Genomic DNA, 23,095 nt, shown 5'->3' on the forward strand with positions numbered 1-23,095 from the left:
GTCCGTGCCCGGAACCGGTCCTGGTCGCGCGGATCTCACACGGAGGTCACGCGCAGGCCGCCGTCCGGAGAGAAGTACGTCGCTTTACGGCCACTCGGCGTTGACACGCTTCTCGAGTGTTGGCCATGGCTTTTCCCGTCGATCTCCGCCGCTGTCAGGCTCTCGGTCTGGCCGGCTCCGCCTTTCTCGCTCTCGGCGGTGAGACGGCCGGAGCCCTGCCCGCGCGGGAGTTTCTCGCCCCCGAGTCCGCCGAGGCCGTACTCGGCCTGGTCGGCGTGTACTTCGGCGTCGTCCTGCTCATAGCGGCCTGGGCGCTGCTCGGCACCGTCGTACGCGGCCCCGAACCGCCGACTCCGCGGTCCCTGCTGCTCGTTCTGGCCGTCTGGGCGGCACCGCTACTGCTCGCGCCACCGCTGTTCAGCCGCGACGTGTACAGCTATCTCGCGCAGGGCGCGATGGTCGACGCGCACATCGACGTGTACGCGCACGGCCCGGCGCAGCTCGGCGGTCCGCTCGCCGACGAGGTGGCGCCGGTGTGGCAGCAGAGCACGACGCCGTACGGCCCGGTCTTCCTCGCCGTCGCCTCCGCACTGTCCGGCCTCACCCGCGGGGAGCTCCCGGCCGGACTGCTCGGCATGCGTCTGGTCGCCCTGCTGGGTGTCGGCCTGATGGCGGCGGCGCTGCCCCGGCTCGCCCGGCACAGCGGAGCCGATCCGGCCGCCGCGCTGTGGCTGGGCGCGCTCAACCCCCTCGTCCTGCTGCACCTGGTGGCCGGAGCGCACAACGACGCCATCATGCTCGGACTGCTCGGCACCGGACTGGTGGCCGCGCGCGGCCGCTGGCCGGTCGTGGGCGTCGTCCTCATCACCCTCGCGGCACTGGTCAAGGCGCCCGCCGCGCTCGGCCTGCTTGCGGTGATCGCGCTGCGCGGGCGGCGGGGGGTGGTGCGCTCCACCCTGACCACCGCCGTCGCCGCTCTCGCCACCACCGTCGTGGTGACCACCGTCACCGGCACGGGCTACGGCTGGATCGCGGCTCTGAAGACCCCCGTGTCGCCGCACAACTGGTCGCTCACCAGCCTGCTCGGCCGTGCCACCGGCACCCTACTCGAGAAACTCGGCAGCGGCCTCGCACCGCTGGCCCTGCCCGCCTGGCACACGGCCGGAATCGTGGTGACCGTACTCATCGTCCTGTTCATATGGCTGCGCCTCAGGCCGGGACCGATCTACGCACTGGGCCTGAGCCTCGCCGCCGTTGCCGTGTTCGGTCCGGCGATCCGGCCCTGGTACGCGCTGTGGGGGCTGTTCCTCATCGCCGCGGCGGCGCCCAGCGGTTCGGTGCGCCACCGGGTCGCGGCCGTGAGCGGAGTCCTCGCGCTCGCCGTGCTGCCGAGCGGGTACGCGCCGGACGCCGAACAGGTGATCCTGGCCGTCTCCGGCGGACTGCTCGCCCTCGTCGTCCTCTGGCAGGCCCATCAAGCGGCGCAGGCGCCGGTACTGGAGCGCACCGCATGAGACGCCCGCGCTCCTTTCCCGGACTTCCCCGCGTTACTCCGAGACTTCCCCGTACGGACCGGGGACGCCTGTTCCTGGTACTGGGACTCACCGCCGCAGTGACCGTGTTCACCGCCACCGTGCCGCTCCTGCGCGACTGGTTCGACCTGCGCGTCTACTACGGGACGATCGACGCCTGGGCCCACCACGACGGGCGGATCTACGACTACCTCGTGCCCGGGACGACGTACGGCTTCACCTATCCGCCGTTCGCCGCCCTCAGCATGCTGCCCATGGCGCTGGTCGGACTGCACACCGCGATCGCCATCGGACTGCTCCTCAACCTCGCCGCGCTCGCAGCCGTGGTGTGGATCCTCGTCGGGCCCGCGCTGCGCCGCTACGGCTGGTTCGGCTTCGCCTTGGCGGCCTGCCTGCTGGCCCTGTTCGAACCGGTCCGCGACACCTTCACCTTCGGCCAGGTGAACCTGCTGCTCCTGGCCCTCGTCCTGAGTGACCTGTGGCTGCTGGCCACCGGCCGGGGCCGCCGGGCGGGCGTCGGTATCGGCCTCGCCGCGGCCATCAAGCTCACCCCCGCGATCTTCATCGGCATGCTGCTGCTGGCAAGGCGCTGGCGTGCCGCCGGAGTTGCCACGGGCGTCGCCGCCGCGGCCACCGCCCTTGCGGCCTGGGTGGCGCCGGACGCCTCGCGTTTCTACTGGACCCACGCGCTGTGGGACACGGACCGCATCGGACGCCTCGGCTATGTCTCCAACCAGTCGTTGCAGGGCGTCCTGGCCCGGCTCGCCGCGCCGGGCGAACCGAGCAAGGCCCTCTGGGCGGCCACCGCCCTGGTGGTCCTGTGCGTATGGGCCTGGCGGACTTCCCGTGCGGTGGCCGCCGAGGACTGGACGGCCGCGTTCGCCCTCACCGGCCTCACCGCCTGCCTCGTCAGCCCGATCACCTGGGTGCACCACCTCGTCTGGCTGCTGCCGGCCTTCGCCGTGCTGCTGCGCAGGCGCCGGCTGCGGGTCGCGGGCATCCTGTACGCGATCCTGTGCACCAGCGTGGTGTGGCTGTGGTTCGACGACGCGTCCGGCGTCGACGGCTTCGTCGGCAGCAACGCGTATACGTGGATCACGCTCGGGCTGCTGCTGTGGCTGCCGGTCGGTCAGCCGCGCGCCGGCCGGCCGACTCTGATCCGCAGGGCCAGGGCGACGATTCCCGCGCCGAGACAGGCCGCGCCCGCGATCGCGGCAGCCGCGGGCCAGCCGGGTCCGTCGGTCGCGGGCAGCGCGACCGGCAGGGCGGCGGCGGGTCCAGCCGCCGGCACGGGACGCGTGTCGAGGAGCGACCCGACGGGCTCTACCCGCCCGGACGCCTTGAAACCCCAGTCGAGCAGCGAGCGGGCCTCCTCGTACACCGTGAACCCGCCGCCCGCCTGAGGATTCATCACGGTGACGATCAGGGTGCGCCCGCCCCGGCGCGCGGCGGCCACGAGTGTGCTGCCCGCGTTGCTGGTGGAGCCGTTCTTGACGCCGATCAGGCCCGGGTACGGCTCCACCCCGTCGGCGCCGGTCAGCAGCCGGTTGGTGTTCTCGATCTCGAAGGACCAGCCGCCCCCACCGGGGAACATGGCCTCGACGGTGGAGCAGTACCGTGCGAAGTCGGCGTTGCGCAGCCCGGCCCGCCCGAACACCGCCAGGTCGTAGGCCGACGAGACCTGCCCCGGGGTGTCGTATCCGTCGGGGGAGCGGACGTGTGTGTCGAGGGCGCCCAGGGCCCGGGCCTTGGCCTGCATCCGGGCGGCCGTGGTGCGCCAGCCGCCGTTCATCGCGGCGAGCACGTGGACGGCGTCGTTGCCGGAGTTGAGGAAGACACCGCGCCAGAGGTCCGCCACCCGGTAGGTGCGTCCCTCGGCGACGCCCACCAGGCTGCTGCCGTCGCCGATGCCCTGCAGTTCCTCCTCGGTGACGGTGTGCCGGATGCCGCCGGGCAGTACGGGGAGAACCGTGAGGGCGAAAAGGGTCTTCAGTGTGCTCGCGGGCGGCAGTTTGCGGTGCGCGTTGTGCGCGGCGAGCACTCCGCCGGTGCGGGCGTCGGCCACCAGCCACGACAGTGCGGAGACGTCCTCGGGGACCTCGGGGGCTCCGGCTCTTGGCCGTACCTGCGTCCCGGCCCGGTACAGCGGCGGCTGCGAGGCCGAGGCTCTAGGTGTCCCCGGGTCCGTGCCGGCTCGGGCGGCGGCCGCACTCGGTGCGAGGGCCAGGGCCCCGGCCACACAGACGGCGGAACAGCGGACGGCGGCGCGGGAAGAGAATCCGATGGTCATTCCGCAAACGTAGGAACGTACATGCCGTACGCCGGGGTGCCAGGCCCGAACGGCGGGATCGAGCACCCGGATGCCGCACGCGGGAGGTGCGGACGGCAGTGGTCAGGCGTGCAGCGTGGGCTGGACCTGGCGGAGGAAGGACGCGTTGTCCGGGGTGGCGCGCATCCGCTCGATGAGGGTTTCCAGGCCGGTCTGTCCGTCCCGTGTCTGCAGGGCGCGGCGCAGTCCTCGCATGGTGTTCAACTCGGTGGCGGGCACGAGGAGTTCCTCGCGACGGGTGCCGGACGGCGTGATGTCGACGGCCGGGAACACCCGCCTGGAGGACAGGGTGCGGTCGAGGCGGAGCTCCATGTTGCCGGTGCTCTTGAGCTCCTCGAAGAAGTAGTCGTCGGCACGGGAGCCGGTCTCCACCAGGGCGGTGGCGAGGATGGTCAGCGAGCCGCCCTCCTCGGCAAGGCGTGCGGCACCGAAGAACCGCTTGGGGCCGTGCACCGCGGCCGCGTCGACGCCGCCGCTCAGGGTGCGGCCACCGGAGGAGGCCGCGTTGTTGTGCGCCCGGCACAGCCGGGTGAGCGAGTCCATCAGGATGACGACGTCCTCGCCCTGCTCGACGAGCCGCTTGGCGCGCTCGATGACGAGTTCGGCGAGTGCGATGTGCTGCTTGGGCGCCTGGTCGAAGGTCGAGGCGAAGACCTCGCCCCGGACCGAGCGCCGCATGTCGGTCACTTCTTCGGGCCGCTCGTCGAGCAGCAGCACCATCAGGTGGACTTCGGGGTGGTTGCCCGCGACGGCCGCGGCGATCTGCTGGAGCAGCACCGTCTTGCCGGTCTTGGGCGGGGCGACGATCAGGCCGCGCTGGCCCTTGCCGACCGGTGACACCAGGTCGACGAGGCGTCCGGCGACACCGCTCGCGGGGTGCTCCAGGCGGAGCCGGTCGCGAGGGTGCAGCGGGGTGAGGTCACGGAAGTGCGGGCGGTGGCGCAGCTCTTCGGGCGTACGCCCGTTGATGCGCTCCACCTCGGCGAGGGCGCGGGGCCCGCCGCGTACGCCTTCGACGGTGTCGCCCTTGCGCAGGCCGTAACGGCGGATCAGCGCGGCGGAGACCTGGACGTCGGTCGGCGTGGGGAGGCAGCTCGCGGCGGCGCGCAGGTACCCCTGCCCGTTGTGCGCGATGTCGAGGACACCGGTGGCCTGGGCCGGGAGCTGCTGCTGTCGTACTGGAGGGTGTTCGAGTGTGGTGGTCATGATGGGTGGTCCTTTCAAGGACGGGTTCATGAGGTCATGAGGAAGGGAGGGGGGTGTGCCGGGGGAGGCGGCGTGCTCACGCATCCGTGCGGCGGGGAGACATCACAGCGCGTACGGCGGACGGCAGGAACTGCCTGTGGCCGTGCTCAAGAAGTGATGTGCTGGAAAGCTGTTCCGCCGGTCGGAAGTCGACGGGCGTGTCAGCGGGAAGAGATGAGATAAACACCGGCGCCCGAGACGGGGCGTACACAAGTGCTGATCGCACTGTAGCACCCCATGGCCGGGATCGGCTGTGATGTGTGTCTCAGTGGCCCGCGAGCAGGCCGTACAGCAGCGGGATGCGGGGCTCGGTCTCCGGCAGCCGCCACCAGCCGGACGGGGTACGGGTCATCTGCGGCCACCGGGGCCAGGGCAGCTCGTCGCTCTCCCGCAGCCGCCGGATGCGCAGGCCCGCCCCGATCAGCGCGTTGATGACGTCGTCCAGCCCGTGCATCCACTCGTAGCTGTCGGTCGCGCCGCGCACGGCCGGACCGTCCGTGTAGGTGTACGTCGCGTCCCGGTGGACGGCGTCCCTGCCGCCCAAGTAGTCGTGCCGCAAACGCAGTTCACCACCCTCGTCCGGCGCCGGCTTGGGGCCCAGCGAGTTGAGCAGGGGATGGAACTCGGCGATGTACAACCGCCCCTCGGGGCGCAGGAGTTGGGCGATGGCGGTGGCCCAGCGGTCCAGGTCGGGCAGGTAGCACAGGGCGCCCTTGCCGGTGTACACGACGTCGAACCGCCGACCGCCCAGAGCTTCGACGGCGTCGTACACATTGGCCCGTACGTACGCGACGTCGGCGCCCGCCCGTGCCGCGATGTCGGTAGCGGCCGCCACCGAGGCCTCGGAGATGTCGAGGCCGACGGCGCGGGCGCCGCGCTCGGCGAAGGCGATCGTCTCGGTGCCGAGGTGGCATTGGAGGTGGAGCACGTCGCGGCCGGCGAGTTCGCCGAGGTCCTCCCACTCGAAGGCGGCGAACCAGCGGGCCGGGTCGAGTTTCTCGTGCAGCCCGTAGAACCGACTGGCGAGGTGAACGGGGGTACGCGCGTCCCAGTTGGCCTGGTTGGCCCGCATCATCCGCTCGTGCTCGTGCTCGTGCTCGCGTCCGTTCCGGTGCCCGCCGTCCATCTCGGTCATGGGGACATCCAATCGTGCGCGGCCGGGGAGCGGCGGGAAGAACTCCGGATCGGCGCGAGTTGGTGGGTGTCGAGTCGCCGACCACGAGAGAGGGTCCTCGCATGCGCGCACTGATCGTTGATCCCACGGCACTCGGAAGGCTGCGCCTGGGCGACGCCCCTGATCCCGTACCCGGGCCAGGGCAGGTCCTGGTCGAGGTCCGGCACACGTCCCTGAACGCGGCCGAGCTCTTCTTCGCGGAGCGGGCCGCGCCCGGCGAGGTCATCGGCTTCGACGCGGCAGGGGTCGTCGTGACGGCCTCCGCGGACGGCACCGGCCCTGCCGTCGGCAGCCGGGTGGTGGGATTCGCGGAAGGCGGCGGGTTCGGCGCGCTGCGGGCCATGGATGTGGCGGACGTGGCAGTGGTGCCCGACGGTGTCGAGCTCGGCGCGGCGGCCACGCTGCCGGTCGCCGCGGGCACGGCTCTGCGGGCCCTGGAACAGGCGGGGTCGCTGCTCGGCCGCAGGGTGCTGGTGACCGGCGCGTCAGGTGGCGTCGGGGGCTTCGCGGTGCAGCTCGCGGCGCTCGGCGGCGCGTACGTCATCGGAGTGGCCGGTTCCGAGGAGAGCGCCCGTGGTCTCGCCGAGCTCGGGGCGGACGAGGTGGCGATCGGGCTCAGCGGGGTGACCCTCCCGGTCGACGTGGTGGTGGACACGGTAGGCGGAGATCAACTGGTCGCCGCCTACGGCCTGCTCGCCCCCGGTGGCAGCCTCCAGAGCGTCGGCTGGGCCGCCGGACACGAAGCCTCACTCCCCGTGGGCTCCACACTGGGCAGCCCCACCCCCAAGACGATCGTCTCCGTCTACAACGGCGCCGGACTCACCGACCGCCGGGCGCAGTTGGACCGGCTGCTCGCCCTGGTCGCGGCGGGGAGGCTGCGCGTGCAGGTCGGCTGGCGCGGGCCGTGGGACAAGATCGCGGACGCGGTGGAGGCACTGGGGAACCGGCGGTTGCGGGGGAAGGCGGTGCTGGACGTCGGGTGACGCCCTCACCGACATGTCCGACGCCCGTAGCCCGCTCAACAGCCCTTCGAGGGCGCCGGGTTGACCGTACGGCCCGAGAGGGCCCGCTGACGGCCGGCCAAGGCGCGATCGTCCTTCCCGGTTACCCGGCCGCCGGGCGCGACGCGGCCGGAATCGACCGCCCGGGAACCTCCCCTGGCTGACGCCGCGCATACCAGCCATACGACACCGCGATGGCCCTGAGCCGACCCTTTTCTTGTTCTGGTCAAAGGCCGTACCTACGCTTCCAGCACCGCACACCGGCGGCACTGGACAAGGGACATGGCAATCATGGGTCGACTGGCCGGGAAAATCGCTTTCATCAGCGGCACGGGGGCTGGAATGGGGCGGGCCGCGGCTCAGATATTCGCCGACGAAGGCGCCACCGTATTCGGTTGCGACATCGACTCCGACGCCGCTGCCGAAACGGTCGAACTCGTCGAGAAGGCCGGCGGAGTCATGAAATCCCTAGCCCCCGTGGACCTGTCCACCGAAGCGGGCGCCCGGGAGTGGATCGGCGCGGGCATCGCGGCCTTCGGCGGGATCGACATCCTCTACAACAACGCCTCCGCCCTGCGGAACGGGCCGTTCGAGACCATGCCCGCCGAGGACTGGTACTTCACCATCAGGAACGAGCTCGACATCCCGTACTTCTGTACGCAGGCGGCCTGGCCGCACCTGATCGCCCGCGGCGGCGGAGCCGTCCTCAACGTCGCCTCGGTGGCCGCGGTGCGGGGCGCGCCGTTCATGCCGATGGTGCCGCACGGCGCCGCCAAGGGTGGGGTGCTGGCGATGAGCAAGCACCTGTGCGCGGCAGGCGCCCCGCACCGCATCCGCGTCAACACGATCTCGCCCGGCATGACCCGTACGTCCGCGACCGCGCCCTTCCTCGACGATCCCGACGGGCCGAAGGCGCAGTTGGAGGCGCGGATCCCGGTCGGGCGGGTGGGGCAGCCCGAGGACATCGCGCGGGCCGCGGCCTTCCTCTGCTCCGAGGAGGCCGCGTTCGTCAACGGCGCGAACCTCATGGTCGACGGCGGCGACAGCGCGATGGCGGGCTGAGCGCCCGTGACCACACGACTCGACCACGTGGGCGTCAACGTACGCGACCTGCCTGCCCAAACCGCCTGGTACCAGAAGGCGTTCGGCCTGAAGACCGTCTTCGAGTTCACCCTCGAAGGGCCCGGGCTGAGCGCCGTGGTCCTGGAGCATCCGCACGGCTGGCGCCTCGAACTGCTCGCCAGGCCCGGCTCCACGCCCGGGCTGCGCGCGCCCGACCCGCTGACCGCCGCCCTCACCGAGGGATACGGGCACTTCGCGGTCACCACCCCTGAACTCGACCCCGTCCACGCGGCCCTGGTGGCCCACGGAGCGGGTGAGGCCATGGAGCCGGGGCCGTCCCCCGAACCCGGTATTCGCATGGCCTGGGTCACCGACCCCGAGGGAAATCTCATCGAACTCATAGAGAAAAACGTCGAGCACGACCATCTGAAGAACGCAGAGTGAGGGCACGTACGATGACGGATTCGATCTCCTTGAACTCCCTGAAAAGACTGGACAGAGGGACACTCATAGCCTGCTGTCTCGCAGTGGCCGCGGCGCAGTTGTGTATTACCGTTCCCTCTCCCATCAACGGGGAAATTCAGGCCGCTTTCGGGGCCTCGGGTTCCCAGGTGGCCTGGGTGACCTCCGCCTTCATTCTGCCCACCGCGATTCTCGAGCTGAATTTCGGTGTACTGGGAGACCTGTTCGGCCGCAAGCGCCTGCTGGTGCTCGGCGGGCTGGTCCTCGCGCTCGGTGAACTCCTCAACGCCACCGCGCAGAACATCACCATGATGTGGACGGGCCAGGCTCTCGCGGGTGTCGGTGCCGCCGCGCTCTTCCCCAGCTCCCTCGCCGTCATCGCGGCCGCCACTCCCGACGGGAAGGACCGTGCGAAGGCGGTCTCCACCTGGGCGCTCAGCATCTCGCTCGCCTCCGCCGTGGGCCCTCTGTCCTCCGGGATTCTCGCCACGGTCGCCGACTTCCGCTGGGCGTTCGTGCCACCGGTCGTCCTCGGTCTGGTGGTCGCGGTCGCGTGCTGGAAGCTGGTCACCGACTCCAAGGCCCCCGAGGGCCGCAGCCTGGACTGGCCTGGGCAGATCACCATCGCCGTCGGTCTCACCGCTCTGCTCTGGGGCATCATCGAGGGCGGCGAGCGCGGCTGGAGCAGCCCGGCGATCGTCGGCTCGCTGGCCCTCGCGGCCGTGGCCCTCGTCGGATTCATCGTCGCGGAGACCCGCGCCGCCTCACCCATGTTCAACCTGGACCTGCTGAAGATCCCGTCGTTCGCCGCTGCCGCCGTCGTCGCGCTCGCCGGCATGTTCGGCTTCATCGGCACCGCGTACTGCGTCTCGATCCGGCTCGGCGCGGTGATGCACCTGAGCGCGCTGCGGGCGAGCATGCCGTTCGTGATCCTCCAGCTGATCCCGCTGCTCCTTGCGCCGGTGCTCAGCAAGATGCTCACCCGCGTCGACGCCCGCTGGCTCCTGATGGGCGGCCTGCTGCCGATGGCCGCAGGACAGTTCTGGATCGCCGCGCTCCCCATCACCACGACCTCCCTCGCCGCCTTCATCGGCCCGGTGCTGCTGCTCGGCATCGGCTTCATCTGCGTCGTGTCCTCGCTGACCTCGGCCGCAGTGAACGCCGTACCGATCCACATGACCGGGATGGCCAGCGGCGCCACCAGCCTGGTGCGCGAGTTCGGCCAGGGCCTCGGCCCGGCCGTGATCAGCACCATCGCGATGAGCGCCGCGTCCTCGGCCCTTGTGGGCAAGCTCAGCGGGGCGGACGCGGGCATGGAGGCGGCGGCCGGTCCCCTCGCCGTGGTGAACGCGGGCAGCGACAGCGCCAGGGCGGCGGCCCAGACCGCGCTCGGCCACGGCATGGCCATCGGCGTGGTGATCTGCGGCTGTGCCTCACTGCTCGGTGCGCTGGTCACCCTGCTGCTGGTGCGGAAGAACACCGCACGCTCGACGGTCGGCGTCACAGGTGAGACGGCGGAGGCGGCGGCCGTCTAGTACATAGGCATACGAGGAGGGAGCCGGGGCCGAACGCCCCGGCTCCCTCGTGTGTCCGTCCATGCGCAAGAGAACCTGGAAGGGTGTCGATTCGGCGCCTGCCCGTTCGTCGGTGGGGTGTGGAAGCTCAAGAGCACCAGGAGGAACCATGAAGTACATGCTGCTGGTCTGCGGTGACGACACCGTCGACGCCTCCGGCATGGCGCCCGTCGAACCCTGGGTCGAGGAACTGGGCGCCGAGCGCGGCGTACGGCTGCACGGCCACCGGTTGCGGCTCCCCGCCGACGCGGTCACCGTCCGCGTACGCGACGGCGAAGTGCTACGCACCGACGGGCCGTTCGCGGAGACCAAGGAGTACATCGCCGGGTACGACATCCTCGACTGCGACACCCTGGAGGAGGCCGTCGAGGCCGCTGCCAAGCACCCCGTGGCGACCATCGGCGCCATGGAGGTGCGCGCGTTCTGGGACGACGAGGACGCCGAGGCGGAGATCCGCCGGATCGACGCGGAACTCACCGCGGCCGGCCGGGAGCGGGACTTCGACCGGGCGATGGCCTGTTACGCGCCCGATGTTGAGGTCTTCCACCCCGTGAGCGGCCTGGAGCAGAGCGGGATCGAGGCGCTCCGCAAGGCGGAGGAGCTGTGGTTCTCGACGCTGACCGGACCCGTGGAGCGCGAGGTGCTCGACTTCCGCGTCCGGGTCGACGAGAGCGTCGCGTTCAGCCACGCGCTCGTGCGGATGCGCGCCACGCTCGTCACCGGTGAGCCCCTGGACGCAACGGCGCGGGTGACCACCGGTTACCGCGCCGCCGGCGACCGCTGGCAGATCGTCCACCAGCACACCTCGGTTCCGTTCGACGCCGGAATCACGGAGGCCCGGTCATGAAGTACGCGCTGTTCATCTGCACCCCCGTCGGCGGCGAGGAGCTCAGCCCCCAGGAGATCGCCGACGACCCCCGCTTCCTCTCGTACATCGAGGAGGTGCGCGGCCGCGACATCGTGAAGGGCGGCGCACGGCTGCGGCCGGCCACCGACGCCACCACCGTCCGCGTACAGGGTGACGAAGTGCTGCTCAGCGATGGGCCGTTCGTGGAGTCCAAGGAGTACGTCGCGGGCATCGACATCATCGAGGTCGCCGACCTCGACGAGGCCATCTCGCTCGCCTCGCGGCACCCCGCCGCGCTGGGCGGCGGCTCGGTCGAAGTGCGTCCGGTCTGGGAGTGAGCCGCCGGTGAACGACGTCGAGGAGGCGGTTGCCGCCGCCTTCCGGGAGGAGTGGGGCCAGGTCGTCGCCACCCTGATCCGGGTGACCGGCGACTGGGACCTCGCCGAGGAGTGCGCGCAGGACGCCTTCGCACGGGCCCTGGACCGGTGGCGGCGCGACGGCGTGCCGAGCCGCCCCGGCGCCTGGCTGACCACGACGGCCCGCAACCGCGCCCTGGACGTGCTGCGCAGGGAGGCGGCGGGCGCGGCGAAGCTGCGGGAGGCGGCTGTGCTGGCACGGGACGAGGGGCCGTACGACCAGGACGGCTCGGACGACGAGAGTGAAGTGGGGGACGACCGGCTGCGGCTGATCTTCACCTGCTGCCACCCGGCGCTCCCGATCGAGGCGAGGGTGGCGCTGACGCTGCGTACCCTCGCGGGGCTGACCACACCCGAGATCGCCCGCGCCTTCCTCGTCCCCGAGGCGACGATGGCGCAGCGCCTGGTCCGCGCCAAGCGGAAGATCCGCAACGCGGGCATCCCCTACCGCGTACCGCCCGCGCATCTGCTGCCCGAACGCACGACGGGCGTCCTCGGCGTGGTCTACCTGCTTTTCAACGAGGGGTACGCCGCCACGTCCGGGGCCGATCTGCTGCGCACGAACCTGTGCGCGGAGGCCCTCCGGCTCGCCCGCGTCCTCGCCCGCCTGATGCCCGACGAACCCGAAGTGCTCGGTCTGCTCGCGCTGTTGCTGCTGCACGACGCCCGGCGCGGCACACGGGTCGACGCGACGGGCGAGCTGGTGACGCTGGAGGACCAGGACCGTACGGGCTGGGACAGGGCCGCGGCCGACGAGGGCGCCGCCCTGCTGGAGACGGCCCTGCGGCGCGGACGTCCGGGGCCGTACCAGATCCAGGCGGCCATCGCGGCCTGCCACACCACCGCCGCCACGGCCGAGGAGACGGACTGGGCCGACATCGCGGCGCTGTACGGGGAGTTGGCCCGCTTCGTGCCCTCCGCCGTGGTGCGGCTGAACCGCGCGGTGGCCGTCGGTATGGCGGAGGGGCCGGAGGCGGGCCTGGCGCTGGTGGCGGAGTTGGAGGGGGAGGGCGAGCTGGACGGCTATCACCTGCTGCCGGCCACCCGTGCGGATCTGCTGCGCCGCGGCGGGCGTACGGCGGAGGCGGCCCAGGCGTACGGCAGGGCCTTGGAGTTGGTGGAGAACGAGGCGGAGCGGCGGTTCCTGGAGAGGCGGCTCGCGGAGTGTCGATCGGCTTAGGGCGTGTTCGTCGGTGGGGTGCAAGGACCCGACGACACAGGAGGCCCGATGTCCGCCACCGTCCCAACCCCGCGTGTCAGGAAGGTGTTCGCCCTGCTCCGGCGCCGGCCTCCGGGGCGGGATGCGCCGTTCGACGGCAGGACACCCGACCGTGAGCCGGGCGGGCCCGACGTCTGGCTCGCCGGTCTCCGGCTGGGCGGTTGAGCGCCACGCTCCGGATTTGGATCGGTCGCCCCGTCGTGGGGCGGCCGATCCGAGGGATGAAGCAGGTCAGGCCTTGACCTCGGATGCCTCGGGAGTGGAGTCCGACGTGGCGGTGGGCTCCAGCTCCGCGGCCGCCGCCCGGACGGGAATGAAGAAGGCGAGGATCGCCGCCCCGAGGCCCACACCGCAGCCGATTAGCATGGCGACGCGGAAACCGTCCTCGGACGGCAGGGCGTAGCCGCCGAAGTCCGTGGTCATCTGCGCGAGGACGACAGCGATCACGGCGGCCGACACGGAGCTGCCGATCGAGCGCATCAGGGTGTTGAAGCTGTTGGCCGAGGCGGTCTCCGACTGGGGCACCGCGCTCATGATGAGGGCGGGCATCGCGCCGTAGGCGAAGCCGACGCCGGTGTTGCAGACGATGGTCACGACCAGCAGGCCCCAGGTGGAACCGGTGCTCATCAGCGGCAGGGAGATGCCGTAGCCCACGGCGATGATGAGGCTTCCGACGGACAGGGTGACCTTGGGGCCCTTGGCGGCGGACAACTTGGCGCCGATCGGCGACATCACCATCATCATCAGGCCCGCCGGGGCCATCCACAGGCCCATGGCCAGCATCGACTGGCCCAGGCCGTACCCGGTGGCCTCGGGCAGCTGGAGCAGCTGAGGCACCACCAGCGACTGGGCGTACATCGCGAACCCGACCAGGATCGAGGCCGCGTTCGTCATCAGCACCTGCGGACGGGCGGTCACCCGCAGGTCGACCAGCGGCTCGCCGGTGCGCAGCTCCCACCGGCCCCAGGCCAGCAGCAGGACGATCGCGGAGCCGAGCAGTCCGAGTGTGGTGCCGCTTCCCCAGCCCCAGTCGGCGCCCTTGGAGACACCGAGGAGCAGGCAGACCAGCACGGCGCCGAGGCCGATTGCGCCGAGCCCGTCGAAGCTGCCCGAGGAGGAGTTCTCGCGGCCCGCGGGCACGAAGAACGCGATCAGGGTGCCGACCGCGAGAGCCAGCGCGGCGACGACCCAGAACAGCACGCGCCAGCTGGCGTTCTCGGCGATGGCCGCGGAGAACGGCAGGCCGAGTGCGCCGCCCACACCCATGGACGCGCTCATGATCGCGATGGACGAGCCGAGCTTCTCCGCCGGCACCACGTCACGCAGCAGGCTGATGCCCAGGGGCACCACGCCCATGCCCAGGCCCTGGAGACCGCGCCCGGCGATCATCGGGACCACCGAGGAGGACAAGGCGCAGACCACCGAGCCCAGGATGAGCGGGACCAGGGAGGCGAGCAGCATGCGCCGCTTGCCGTACATGTCGCCGAGGCGTCCGGCGACGGGAGTCGCCACCGCAGCCGCCAGCAAGGTGGCGGTGATCACCCAGGAAGCGTTCGAGGGGGAGGTGTCGAACATGGTCGGCAGCTCCCCGATGAGCGGCACGACCAGGGTCTGCGTCAGCGCGGCCACGATGCCCGCGAAGGCGAGGATGCCGACAACACCGCCGGAGCGGGGTGTGGGCTTGGAACTGTCCACGGGGGTACTCCCTGTTGCTCTTCCGGATCATGGCGAGATGCATCATGCAAGCCATATGCATCGTGCACGTCGCATGCATCATACACATCGTGCCTGGTATAACTGTCGGGGGAGGTGGCTTCCCTGCGGGGAAGCGAGCCAGGAGCCGAAGGAAGCGTCGCGTGGACAAGCCCCTTGACCTGATCGAGTTCGAGACCATGCTGCTCGGGCGGTACATGGCCCTGCTCACCCCGCGCGCACGGGGTATGGAGGGGCGCCTCGACCGGAGTGCCTATCTCTTGCTCAGCCGTATCCAGGTCGAGGGTCCGATGTCCATCGGCCAGCTCAGCGCGGCCTTCGGCCTGGACACCTCCACCCTCAACCGGCAGACCGCCGCCATGCTGCGGAACGGGGTCGTCGAGCGCATGCCCGACCCCGAGGGGGGCATGGCCCGCAAGTTCGCCATCACCACTGAGGGCGAGCGCCGTCTGGCCGCCGACCGGGCGGAGAACATCAGCGGTCTGGAGAAGGTCATGGTCGAGTGGTCGGCGGAGGAGGTGGCCGAGTTCGCCGGTTATCTCAGCCGGCTGAACAGCGATGTCGAGCGTCTCGACGGGCGTCCCTGGCCGCGCGACTGAAGCCCGGGCGGCACCGTATCGGCGCGCTGGGTGGACCGCCGCCCCTCGTCGTCACCGCGCGTCGAGCGCGTTCGTGATCGCCTTCACCCCGCCGTGCGCCGAGTAGCCGCCGTCCACGGTGATCTCCGCGCCGTTCACGTACGAGGACTCGTCGGAGAGCAGATAGACGACCAGCGGCGCCACCTCGTCGCAGGTGCCCGGGCGGCCCTGCGGAGTCATCGACAGGTGCGCCCGCGTGAACACCGGGTTGGCCGTCGCCATCAGCGGGGTCTCGATATAGCCGGGGTGGATCACGTTCGTACGGATGCCGCGCGGGGCCAGCTCCAGGGCGGCCACCTTCGACAGTCCTCGGAGCGCCCACTTGCTGGCCGTGTACGCGACCGCGTGATGGGCGGTGAGACCCGCGACCGAACCTACGTTGACGATGGAGGAGCCCTCGCCCATGAGCGGGGCGAGGGCCTGGATGCCGAGCATCGGTCCGGTGGTGTTCACGGCGAACGCCCGCTCCCAGTCGGCGAGTTCGACCGATCCGAGGCGGGCGCGCATGGGGATCCCGGCGTTGTTGACGAGTCCGTGCACGGCCGGAAGGGACGAGGCCAGGGCTGACCAGTCGTCCGGGGACGACACGTCCAGGTGCTCGTAGCGCACGTCCAGGCCGTCGGCGCGCAGGGACGCGGCCAGCTTCTCGCCCAGGTCGTCGAGTACGTCCGTCGCGAGAACCGTGGCGCCCTCGCGGGCCGCGGCGGCCACCTCGGCGGCACCCTGGCCCTGCGCGGCTCCCGTGATGACGACGGTGCGGCCCGCCAGACGTGCACGGCTCACGGCTTCCTCCAAGGGGGTTGCGGGCCACCGGAAAGGTGGGCGCTCCCGCTCCACGCTAGGAAGCCGGGGCCAGCTCCGGAAACGCGCGTTCCTCATGGCTGGCATCCACGTCGGCGATCTCGACCGCCTCCGGCCGCCCGGGCTCGTCCAGCGCCGCCCCCACCTTCCGCAGCGTCTCGCGGAGCCACCGGTGCGCCGGGTCCGAGTGCCGGTTGTGGTGCCAGTACATGGCCTCCACCAGGGGTACGTCGGGGAAGGGCGCCGGCACGGTGACACAGCGGGCGAACCCCTCGTACCGTCGCGCGAGCCGTTCCGGCACCATCGCGACCAGGTCGGTGCCGCCGACCAGGAACGGCAGCACGCTGAAGCCTGGCGCGCTGACCTGTACCCGCGGGGTGATCCCGAGGGTCTCCAACTGGCGGTCGGCGGGGGTGAGGCTCTTGCCGAAGGCCGAGGCGGCGTGCGGGAGTTCGGCGAGGTCGCGCAGCGTGAGCCGCCCGTCGACCAGGCGCGGGTTGTCGGGGTCGACGATGCACACGAACCGGTCGTGCATCACCGCCTCGCTGATCCCGGGCAGCCGGTAGCCGAGCGGCACCACCATCAGGTCGTGGCAGCGCAGATGCGTCTCGCTCTCGGGCTGCCCGTGCACCAGCGGATGGAAGTCGATGCGGACGCCGGGTGCCTCACGAGCGATGACCCGGAGCAGCGGCTCCATGAACACCGTCATCACGTAGTCCGACATCACGACCGAGAAGCGCTGCCGACTGCGCTCCGGGTCGAAGCTGCGCGTGAGCGACATCGCCTCCTCGGCCTTGTACAGGGAGGCCTGGACGACGGGAAGCAGCCGCTCCGCGAGCGGCGTGAGCTCGTACTCCCGGCCCACCCGCACCAGCAGCTCGTCGTTGAAATGCCGCCGCAGCCGGGCGAGCGAGCCGCTCATCGCGGACTGGCTGGTGGAGAGCCGGACCCCGGCGTGCGTGACGTTCTTCTCCTCCAGGAGGGCTTCCAGCGCCACCAGAAGATTCAGGTCGATTGCTCCGAGACCCATGCGTGTTTCCTTCCGGCCGCGTCGTTGAAGCTCGGTGAAACCGGAGCGTAACGACCGGTTTCCCGTCGAGGAAGGGGCCGGGAGGGAACTCACAGGGATCCGATAGCAGCCATCGGATCCCTGAATGTGTGCAGGTCGTAAGGGGTAGGGGGAGCGCTACGGCCGGGGCGTCCGGCCCCGTTTGCGGGCTCGCGGCAGATACACGTCCGTGCGCCCGGGCACGATCCGGTTGGACAGGCCCCCGAGGCGCTCCACGGTGAGCGTCACCTCGTCGCCGGGCTTCAGCGGCGGGGGCGTGCGTTCCCCGACGCGGCCCCAGAACTCGGCGAGCGCGCCCCAGCCGCAGGTGCCCGAGCCGAGGATGTCGCCGGGGCGCACCCAGGCGTCGCGGGAGGCGTACGCCGCCATCTCCCCGAAGGTCCAGGACACGTTCGCCAGGGTGTCTCGGCCGATCAGCTCGCCGTTGAGCGTGACGGTCATCTCCAGGTCGAGGAAGCCGTCAGGATCGAGCCGGTCCGCCACCTCGTCCGCGGTGACCAGGTACGGGCCGAGGGTGTTGGCGAAGTCCTTGCCCTTGGAGAAGCCGAGGCCGAGGTTCTTCTCCGGCTTCTGCAGATCGCGCGCGGACCAGTCGTTGAACACGAGGTAGCCGACGATGTGCTCATGGGCCTCCTCGGGCGTGAGATCCCGGCCGCCGCGACCGATGACCGCGCCGACCTCCAGCTCGAAGTCGAGGACCGAACACCCCGCGGGAATCGGCACGTTGTCGTGCGCGCCGTACGCCGCGTGCGGATTGGTGAAGTAGAAGTTCGGTGCCCTGTACCACTCCTCGGGCACCTGCTCCAGACCGTCCAGCGACTTGGCCACGCCCTCGATGTGCGCCTCGAAACCGACGAAGTCCCGGATGGACGGGGGCTTCAGCGGAGGCAGCAGCCGTACCTGATCAACGGTCAAGTCGCTGTCCGTGGCAAGGGCTTCGGCCCCCGCGTCGTGCAATTCCTGCCGCTCGATGAGCGCGAGGACGGTGGTGCCGGGCGGCAGCGGATGAATGATCCCGGCGCGGACGACGCCGGCGCGCTCCACGCCCTCGTGTTCATATGTCGCGAACCGCATGCTGCTCCCAGTGGTTGGTGTTGGTGACGGTGCCCGCGCTCAGATAGCCGGCGAAGAGTCCCTTGGGGTCGCGCACGGCTCGTATCTCCTGGAGCCGCCGCCATTGCGCGTCGCCCATGAACTTCAGCTGCCGCACGGTGAAGTCGGAGTCCCCGAGGTACTGGCCCGCGGTGATCGGCCGCATCAGCGCCATCGCGTCGTCGAGCCATGCCCGCAGCTCGGCGTCCCGCTCGGGGTCGTTGTGGATGACGTACGTTGCGCAATAGATCTCCGACTGCAAGGAGAAGGCCATGTCGGGGAGTTGGCGCAGCGGGGACATCGAGAACCAGATGGTGAAGGTCTGGGGGGTGGGCTGCTCGGTGAACGCCTTGCGGATCGCCGGGACCACCTTGGCGGCGGGCCCGGTCAGCCAGGCGTTGTCGACGAGATGGCGGTGACCCTCGGGGTTGGCGAGGCGCTGGTTCCGGATCTGTTCGGCGAGCGTGGTCGGCTGGGCCTCGACGCGGAACAGCGCCCGGTCCGCGTACGGATTGGCGTGCAACGGGGCCAGCGCCTCGGCGGCCTGTTCGGGCGTGTCGGTCATCGAGACGCCCGTGACCAGCAGCACCGGTCCCTCGTGACCTGGTGGAGTCTGCGTGAGCGCGACGATCTCGACCAGGTCGGAGACCGTCTGGTGCATGCCGTGCAGCCAGGTCATGACCTCGTCGAAGAGGCCGAGCGGGTAGGCGTGCACGGTGTGCGCCAGGTGCCTCGGCAACGGGCGGGTGCGCAGGTGGAAGCGGGTGACCACCCCGAAGAAGCCAGGCCCCGCACCGCGCGCCGCCCAGAACAGGTCGCTGTGCCGCGTCTCGTCCGCGCGCAGCAGCTCGCCCTCGGCGGTGACGACGTCGATCGCGACGATGCTCTCCGCCGCCCAGCCCCAGCCGCGCGCGTTCCAGCCCTGCCCGCCCTGCAGCAGGAAGCCGCCGATGCCGACGGACGGACAGTGCCCGCCGTTGAAGAACCGCCCGAACTCACCGAGATACGGGTTGAGTTCGTCGCCGCCCCGAACGCTGGGCGTCGCTGTCACGATCCCGGTCGTCTCGTCGTACGACAGCTCCCGAAAGCCCCCGAGGTCGATCAGCAGCGCCTCGTCACGCACCGACCAGGCGGCCCAGCTGTGCCCTCCGGAGCGTACGGCGACCTGCCAGCCGCGCTCGACGGCGAGCCGTACTCCTTCGACGATGTCCTGCTCGCAGACCGCCTTCAGTACGGCCGCCGGTGAACGGTCCGACGGGCGACGGGCGTTGAAGACCGGCCCGAAGCACGCCTCCTCGAAGTCCTCGTCACCGGGGAAGTGGAGCGTGCCGGAGAACCTGTCGGTGTTCATCGGGGCACTCACTTGACCGCGATCGGATTGACGGGCGCGCCGACCGCGCCGGTCACCGGAAGAGGCGCCGCGACCAGCAGGAATTCATGGACGCCGTCCGCCGCGCAGTCCTCGGCCAGCTCCTCCAGGTCCCACATCTCACCCAGCGGGAGACCCATGTTGGGGATCGCGATCTGGTGCAGCGGAGACATCGCGGGCTGGGGGAACTCGTACGGGCGTACCTCAAGTCCCCAGGTGTCGGAGGCGATCGCTGCGATCTCCGTGCGATGCAGCCAGCCGAGTGTGGTGAAGGAGAGGCCCGGGGCGTCCCCGGCGGCGTACCCGCCCCACTCGCCGAGCCGCCGTACCCTGCCCAACTGCCCGGTGCGGATGAGCACCAGGTCTCCGCGGCGTACGGAGGAGGTGGCGCCCTGGGCCTCGATCGTGGCGCGCAGATGTTCCTCCAGGATCGCGAATCCGTCCGGGAGTTCGCCGTGTTCGTCGCCGACCGCGCGGCCCACGTCGAGCAGGACACCGCGGCCGGTGAAGGCGTTCCTCATGTGCTCGATGCCGGTGACCGAGTCGCCGTCGCCGTTGACGATGGTGCACGGACGGCCGTTCCACGCCTGCTTGTTGTCGTAGATGTGGCCAAGCCCGTCCCACTGCGTTGAGGCCTGGAGCGGCATCACGACATGGTCGTCGGCGCCGCCGAAGCCGTGCGGGAACCCCTGCGTCCCGGCGGCCGCGTCGGAGCCGGTGTCCTTCATATAGTGGACGGGGTTGATACGGCCGCGGAAGCCGCGCTGCGGGCCGTCCTCGTTGAACTCCTGGGCGAGCGAGAAGGACCGGCCGCGGCGGACCAGGCCCGCGGCGTGGGCGCGCATCGCGTCGTCGATGTGGTTGAGCGTGCCCAGCACGTCGTCCTCGCCCCAGCGGCCCCAATTGCGGTACGCGGAGCGGGCCTTGGCGAGCTCTTCCTCGATGGGACCGAGGCTCATCGGATACGTCCTTTCAGGAGCAGGTCGAGGGCGTTGCCCCCGGCGACGGCGGCACGGTCGGCCGGTGACAGGTCGGCGGCGTCCAGCCGTGCCACCGGATCGTCGACCCCCATGTCGAACGGGAAGTCCGTGCCGAGGACGACCCGGTCCACGCCGACCTCCTCGACGAGAGCGCGCAGGGCGCGCGGGGTGTAGACCAGCGCGTCGAACCACATCCGCTTCAGATACGCGCTCGGCGGCTCGGCGCAGCCGCGCGCGTCCTCGCGCACGTGCCAGGCGTGGTCCGAGCGGCCGATGTACGTCGGGAGATAGCCCCCGCCGTGCGCGGCCACCAGCTTGAGGCGGGGGAAACGGTCCAGGACGCCGGTGAAGATGAGATGCGACAGCGCGACCGTCGTCTCCACGGGCTGGCCGACCGTGTTGCCCAGATAGTGCCCGGCCAGCCGCTCACCGAGCGAGCAGCCCCAGGGGTGCACGAACACGACGGCGCCCAGCTCCTCGGCCTTCTGCCACACCGCGTCGTGCGCCGGGTCGGCGAGTTCCCGGCCGTCGACGGTGGTGGACACACTGATCCCGTACAGGCCGTACTCGGTGACCGCCCTGTCGAGCAGCGCGACGGCGAGGTCGGGGTGCTGAAGCGGGACCGTGCCCAGGCCGTACAGCCGCTCGGGTGCGTTGGCGCAGTGCGCGGCCACCGCCTCGTTGACGGTACGGGCCAGGCGTACGGCGAGATCCTCGTCCGCCCAGTAGTGGTGCATCGGCATCGGGCCGACCACCTGGATGTCGACGCCCATCGCGTCCAGGTCGGCAAGCCGGACGGTGACGTCCGTCAACTTGGGCGCCAGGCGCTGGAGTTGGGCGCGATTGACGGTGAGCGACGCGGAGGAGTGCGCCCGCTGTTCGGCTGCCAGCTCGGCGGCGAGGCCCGGAGTTCCCGCGCAGAGCGCGTCGGCGGCGGGGACCGCGAGATGGCCGTGGAAGTCGACGACGGGGGTGCTCATGCCGCCGCCGTCAGATAGTCCAGGGTCTCGGACATGATCCGTCCGGGGTCGGCGCCCGGTGTGTCGGGGTGGATCTCCCAGTCGGCGAGGCGCAGCGAGTTCTCCAGGACGACCCGCACCCGGGGCAGCCGGCGCGCCATGAACGTGTCCAGCGCCTGGTCGAGCGGCTCGGCACCGGTGACCAGTTCCGCGAGTACGACCGCGTCCTCCGCGCACATCGCCGCTCCCTGGGCGATGAGCGGCGGGCAGGCGTGCGCCGCGTCGCCGATGATCACCGTCCGGCCGCGGTGCCAAGGCTCGTCGACGAGGATCGCCTCGATCCACCGGTAGTCCACCGCCGTGTCCTCGGGCAACGAGGCGAGGATCTTGCCCCACACGCCCCCGTACCCGGCGCCGCGCTCACGCAGCAGCGACAGGGGAGCGCGCGGCCCGATCAGCGAGGCGTCCAGGTTCTCGTCGAGGAGATAGGCGTAGCACTGGTCCGCCGAGATGGGGGAGTAGCCGGCCTTGTAGCGCGGGCCGCCGTAGTAGACCTCGGCGCAGTCCATCTCGGCCGGGCGCTCCGCGACCACCCGGAAGATCGACATGCCGACCGCACGGGGCTCGGTGGTGATGCCGATCAGCGAGCGCATCGCGGAGTTGATGCCATCGGCGCCCACCACCAGGTCGTAGCGTCCGGCGGAACCGTCGGTGAAGGTGACGTCCACGTGATCGGCGGACTGGTCGAGTTTCTCGACGCTCAGCCCGAGACGGACCCGCACCCCGTGCGCGTACACCGCGTCGCACAGCGCGTTCTGGAGGTCCGAGCGCAGCGCGCCCGCCGTCGACGGGAGTTCGTCGCCGCCCGTGTGCGGGGTGGGCAGCTCCGCGATCAGGCCGCCGTCTGCCCGGCGCAGCCGCATCCGGTCGAAGGGGACGGCGCGGGTGAGCACCCGGTCCAGTACGCCTACGGAGCGCAGCGCCTTGAGGGCGTTGCCCTGGATGGTGATGCCGTGGCCCACACCGAACCACTGGGGCGCTATCTCGGCGAGCTCGACCTCGACGCCGCGCTGGGCGAGTGCGAGGGACAGCACGCTTCCGGTGATGCCGCCGCCGACGACGAGCACCTTCTGTACGGGCATGGGCGATCCTTGCGAACGTAGAAGAGGGGGAGTGGCACGGTCAGCCGGCCCTTGCGAACGTAGAAGAGGAGTGGCGCGGTCAGCCGGCGAAGCGGTCGCCGAGCAGCCGGAAGTGCTCGACCGACGGTGGCTCGGCGAAGAACGGGCCGACCAGCGCCCGCCACCGCTGGAAGCGCTCCGACTCGCGGAACCCCACGGTGTGGGCCTCGACCGACTCCCAGCCGACCAGCAGCAGAAACGTCCGTGGCCGCTCCTCGCAGCGCAGCAGCTCGGTCCAGCGGAAGCCGTCGGCCTCGGCGAGCACCTCGCGCGCCTTCTCGAAGACGGCCACGAAGTCCCTTTCACGGCCGGCCACCACGGTCAGCTCGGCATGCTCCACGATCACGCGCATCTCCTCGGGTCAGACGGTGCTCCGAGCCTGCTGGGAGCCCGGATGCAGGGTCAACGGATCGAGGCATCGGCAAGGGGCAC

The 23,095-nt window shown here is 71.0% G+C and carries 22 protein-coding genes and 1 pseudogene; 11 read left to right on the top strand and 12 right to left on the bottom strand.

Annotation, left to right across the window (positions count from 1 at the left end):
* Positions 1–125: 125 nt before the first annotated feature.
* Positions 126–1,514: a polyprenol phosphomannose-dependent alpha 1,6 mannosyltransferase MptB gene (gene mptB / locus OG266_RS42165; RefSeq protein WP_371552152.1), complete on the top strand. Its 1,389-nt coding sequence runs from the start codon at positions 126–128 to the stop codon at positions 1,512–1,514.
* On the top strand, positions 1,511–2,935 hold the full coding sequence (locus OG266_RS42170; protein WP_371552153.1) for a glycosyltransferase 87 family protein: 1,425 nt from the start codon (positions 1,511–1,513) through the stop codon (positions 2,933–2,935). The genes mptB and OG266_RS42170 overlap by 4 nt, the downstream gene beginning before the upstream one ends.
* A gap of 11 nt (positions 2,936–2,946) precedes the next feature.
* Here the strand turns inward: OG266_RS42170 and OG266_RS42175 are convergent.
* From OG266_RS42175 to OG266_RS42185, 3 genes and pseudogenes are all read right to left on the bottom strand, one after another.
* Positions 2,947–3,822 (bottom strand): annotated as a pseudogene (locus tag OG266_RS42175) (D-alanyl-D-alanine carboxypeptidase family protein); the annotation flags it as partial.
* A gap of 102 nt (positions 3,823–3,924) precedes the next feature.
* Positions 3,925–5,067 carry a transcription termination factor Rho gene (rho, locus tag OG266_RS42180; protein ID WP_371552154.1) on the bottom strand — a complete coding sequence of 381 codons (1,143 nt, stop codon included), beginning with the start codon at positions 5,065–5,067 and terminating at the stop codon, positions 3,925–3,927.
* A gap of 304 nt (positions 5,068–5,371) precedes the next feature.
* Complete coding sequence (locus OG266_RS42185; RefSeq protein ID WP_371553160.1) at positions 5,372–6,232, bottom strand: class I SAM-dependent methyltransferase; 861 nt, start codon at positions 6,230–6,232, stop codon at positions 5,372–5,374.
* Positions 6,233–6,342: 110 nt separating this feature from the next.
* Here OG266_RS42185 and OG266_RS42190 point away from each other — a divergent pair, with 110 nt between their 5' ends.
* The 8 genes from OG266_RS42190 to OG266_RS42225 all read left to right on the top strand — a co-directional run bounded on the left by OG266_RS42190 (position 6,343) and on the right by OG266_RS42225 (position 13,026).
* On the top strand, positions 6,343–7,263 hold the full coding sequence (locus tag OG266_RS42190) for a zinc-binding dehydrogenase (protein ID WP_371552155.1): 921 nt from the start codon (positions 6,343–6,345) through the stop codon (positions 7,261–7,263).
* Between the two features lie 300 nt (positions 7,264–7,563).
* Positions 7,564–8,343 (top strand): SDR family NAD(P)-dependent oxidoreductase, encoded by a 780-nt coding sequence (locus tag OG266_RS42195; protein ID WP_371552156.1) that lies wholly within the window; start codon positions 7,564–7,566, stop codon positions 8,341–8,343.
* A gap of 6 nt (positions 8,344–8,349) precedes the next feature.
* On the top strand, positions 8,350–8,787 hold the full coding sequence (locus OG266_RS42200; RefSeq protein ID WP_266469862.1) for a VOC family protein: 438 nt from the start codon (positions 8,350–8,352) through the stop codon (positions 8,785–8,787).
* An 11-nt stretch (positions 8,788–8,798) separates the two neighbouring features.
* Positions 8,799–10,340 (top strand): MFS transporter, encoded by a 1,542-nt coding sequence (locus OG266_RS42205; RefSeq protein WP_371552157.1) that lies wholly within the window; start codon positions 8,799–8,801, stop codon positions 10,338–10,340.
* Positions 10,341–10,488: 148 nt separating this feature from the next.
* Positions 10,489–11,226: a nuclear transport factor 2 family protein gene (locus tag OG266_RS42210; RefSeq protein WP_371552158.1), complete on the top strand. Its 738-nt coding sequence runs from the start codon at positions 10,489–10,491 to the stop codon at positions 11,224–11,226.
* Positions 11,223–11,564: a YciI family protein gene (locus OG266_RS42215; protein ID WP_266469866.1), complete on the top strand. Its 342-nt coding sequence runs from the start codon at positions 11,223–11,225 to the stop codon at positions 11,562–11,564. The genes OG266_RS42210 and OG266_RS42215 overlap by 4 nt, the downstream gene beginning before the upstream one ends.
* A 7-nt stretch (positions 11,565–11,571) precedes the next feature.
* Positions 11,572–12,822: an RNA polymerase sigma factor gene (locus OG266_RS42220; RefSeq protein WP_371552159.1), complete on the top strand. Its 1,251-nt coding sequence runs from the start codon at positions 11,572–11,574 to the stop codon at positions 12,820–12,822.
* 48 nt (positions 12,823–12,870) lie between these two features.
* Positions 12,871–13,026 carry a hypothetical protein gene (locus tag OG266_RS42225; protein ID WP_266469870.1) on the top strand — a complete coding sequence of 52 codons (156 nt, stop codon included), beginning with the start codon at positions 12,871–12,873 and terminating at the stop codon, positions 13,024–13,026.
* Between the two features lie 66 nt (positions 13,027–13,092).
* On the opposite strand, the gene OG266_RS42230 is transcribed toward OG266_RS42225, so the two are convergent.
* On the bottom strand, positions 13,093–14,556 hold the full coding sequence (locus tag OG266_RS42230) for an MFS transporter (protein ID WP_371552160.1): 1,464 nt from the start codon (positions 14,554–14,556) through the stop codon (positions 13,093–13,095).
* Between the two features lie 161 nt (positions 14,557–14,717).
* Between OG266_RS42230 and OG266_RS42235 the strand changes: the two genes are divergently transcribed.
* Positions 14,718–15,173: a MarR family transcriptional regulator gene (locus tag OG266_RS42235; RefSeq protein ID WP_329549311.1), complete on the top strand. Its 456-nt coding sequence runs from the start codon at positions 14,718–14,720 to the stop codon at positions 15,171–15,173.
* Between the two features lie 51 nt (positions 15,174–15,224).
* On the opposite strand, the gene OG266_RS42240 is transcribed toward OG266_RS42235, so the two are convergent.
* The 8 genes from OG266_RS42240 to OG266_RS42275 form a co-directional block, all read right to left on the bottom strand.
* Entirely contained in the window at positions 15,225–15,995 is a 771-nt protein-coding gene (locus tag OG266_RS42240) for an SDR family NAD(P)-dependent oxidoreductase (protein WP_371552161.1), read from the bottom strand.
* Positions 15,996–16,050: 55 nt separating this feature from the next.
* Entirely contained in the window at positions 16,051–17,043 is a 993-nt protein-coding gene (locus OG266_RS42245) for a LysR family transcriptional regulator (protein WP_266469877.1), read from the bottom strand.
* A gap of 156 nt (positions 17,044–17,199) precedes the next feature.
* Positions 17,200–18,156, bottom strand: coding sequence for a fumarylacetoacetate hydrolase family protein (locus OG266_RS42250; RefSeq protein ID WP_371552162.1), 957 nt, complete (start codon positions 18,154–18,156; stop codon positions 17,200–17,202).
* Positions 18,137–19,525, bottom strand: coding sequence for an FAD-binding oxidoreductase (locus OG266_RS42255; protein ID WP_371552163.1), 1,389 nt, complete (start codon positions 19,523–19,525; stop codon positions 18,137–18,139). Before OG266_RS42255 ends, OG266_RS42250 begins: the two co-directional genes overlap by 20 nt.
* Before the next feature lie 8 nt (positions 19,526–19,533).
* Positions 19,534–20,502 (bottom strand): cyclase family protein, encoded by a 969-nt coding sequence (locus OG266_RS42260; protein WP_266469882.1) that lies wholly within the window; start codon positions 20,500–20,502, stop codon positions 19,534–19,536.
* Entirely contained in the window at positions 20,499–21,503 is a 1,005-nt protein-coding gene (locus tag OG266_RS42265; protein ID WP_371552164.1) for an amidohydrolase family protein, read from the bottom strand. The genes OG266_RS42260 and OG266_RS42265 overlap by 4 nt, the downstream gene beginning before the upstream one ends.
* Positions 21,500–22,624, bottom strand: a complete 1,125-nt coding sequence (locus tag OG266_RS42270) for an FAD-dependent monooxygenase (RefSeq protein ID WP_371552165.1) — start codon at positions 22,622–22,624, stop codon at positions 21,500–21,502. The genes OG266_RS42265 and OG266_RS42270 overlap by 4 nt, the downstream gene beginning before the upstream one ends.
* A gap of 79 nt (positions 22,625–22,703) precedes the next feature.
* Entirely contained in the window at positions 22,704–23,009 is a 306-nt protein-coding gene (locus tag OG266_RS42275; protein WP_371552166.1) for an antibiotic biosynthesis monooxygenase, read from the bottom strand.
* Positions 23,010–23,095 lie beyond the last annotated feature (86 nt).

The organism is Streptomyces sp. NBC_00554 (assembly GCF_041431135.1).
In the GTDB taxonomy this organism is placed as follows: Bacteria; Actinomycetota; Actinomycetes; order Streptomycetales; family Streptomycetaceae; genus Streptomyces.

Bases quoted from the DNA above. Each gene is read 5' to 3' on its own strand.
- mptB (WP_371552152.1), top strand. From the start codon at position 126: ATGGCTTTTCCCGTCGATCTCCGCCGCTGTCAGGCTCTCGGTCTGGCC.
- OG266_RS42170 (WP_371552153.1), top strand. From the start codon at position 1,511: ATGAGACGCCCGCGCTCCTTTCCCGGACTTCCCCGCGTTACTCCGAGA.
- rho (WP_371552154.1), bottom strand. From the start codon at position 5,067: ATGACCACCACACTCGAACACCCTCCAGTACGACAGCAGCAGCTCCCG.
- OG266_RS42185 (WP_371553160.1), bottom strand. From the start codon at position 6,232: ATGGACGGCGGGCACCGGAACGGACGCGAGCACGAGCACGAGCACGAG.
- OG266_RS42190 (WP_371552155.1), top strand. From the start codon at position 6,343: ATGCGCGCACTGATCGTTGATCCCACGGCACTCGGAAGGCTGCGCCTG.
- OG266_RS42195 (WP_371552156.1), top strand. From the start codon at position 7,564: ATGGCAATCATGGGTCGACTGGCCGGGAAAATCGCTTTCATCAGCGGC.
- OG266_RS42205 (WP_371552157.1), top strand. From the start codon at position 8,799: ATGACGGATTCGATCTCCTTGAACTCCCTGAAAAGACTGGACAGAGGG.
- OG266_RS42210 (WP_371552158.1), top strand. From the start codon at position 10,489: ATGAAGTACATGCTGCTGGTCTGCGGTGACGACACCGTCGACGCCTCC.
- OG266_RS42215 (WP_266469866.1), top strand. From the start codon at position 11,223: ATGAAGTACGCGCTGTTCATCTGCACCCCCGTCGGCGGCGAGGAGCTC.
- OG266_RS42225 (WP_266469870.1), top strand. From the start codon at position 12,871: ATGTCCGCCACCGTCCCAACCCCGCGTGTCAGGAAGGTGTTCGCCCTG.
- OG266_RS42245 (WP_266469877.1), bottom strand. From the start codon at position 17,043: ATGGGTCTCGGAGCAATCGACCTGAATCTTCTGGTGGCGCTGGAAGCC.
- OG266_RS42250 (WP_371552162.1), bottom strand. From the start codon at position 18,156: ATGCGGTTCGCGACATATGAACACGAGGGCGTGGAGCGCGCCGGCGTC.
- OG266_RS42255 (WP_371552163.1), bottom strand. From the start codon at position 19,525: ATGAACACCGACAGGTTCTCCGGCACGCTCCACTTCCCCGGTGACGAG.
- OG266_RS42260 (WP_266469882.1), bottom strand. From the start codon at position 20,502: ATGAGCCTCGGTCCCATCGAGGAAGAGCTCGCCAAGGCCCGCTCCGCG.
- OG266_RS42265 (WP_371552164.1), bottom strand. From the start codon at position 21,503: ATGAGCACCCCCGTCGTCGACTTCCACGGCCATCTCGCGGTCCCCGCC.
- OG266_RS42270 (WP_371552165.1), bottom strand. From the start codon at position 22,624: ATGCCCGTACAGAAGGTGCTCGTCGTCGGCGGCGGCATCACCGGAAGC.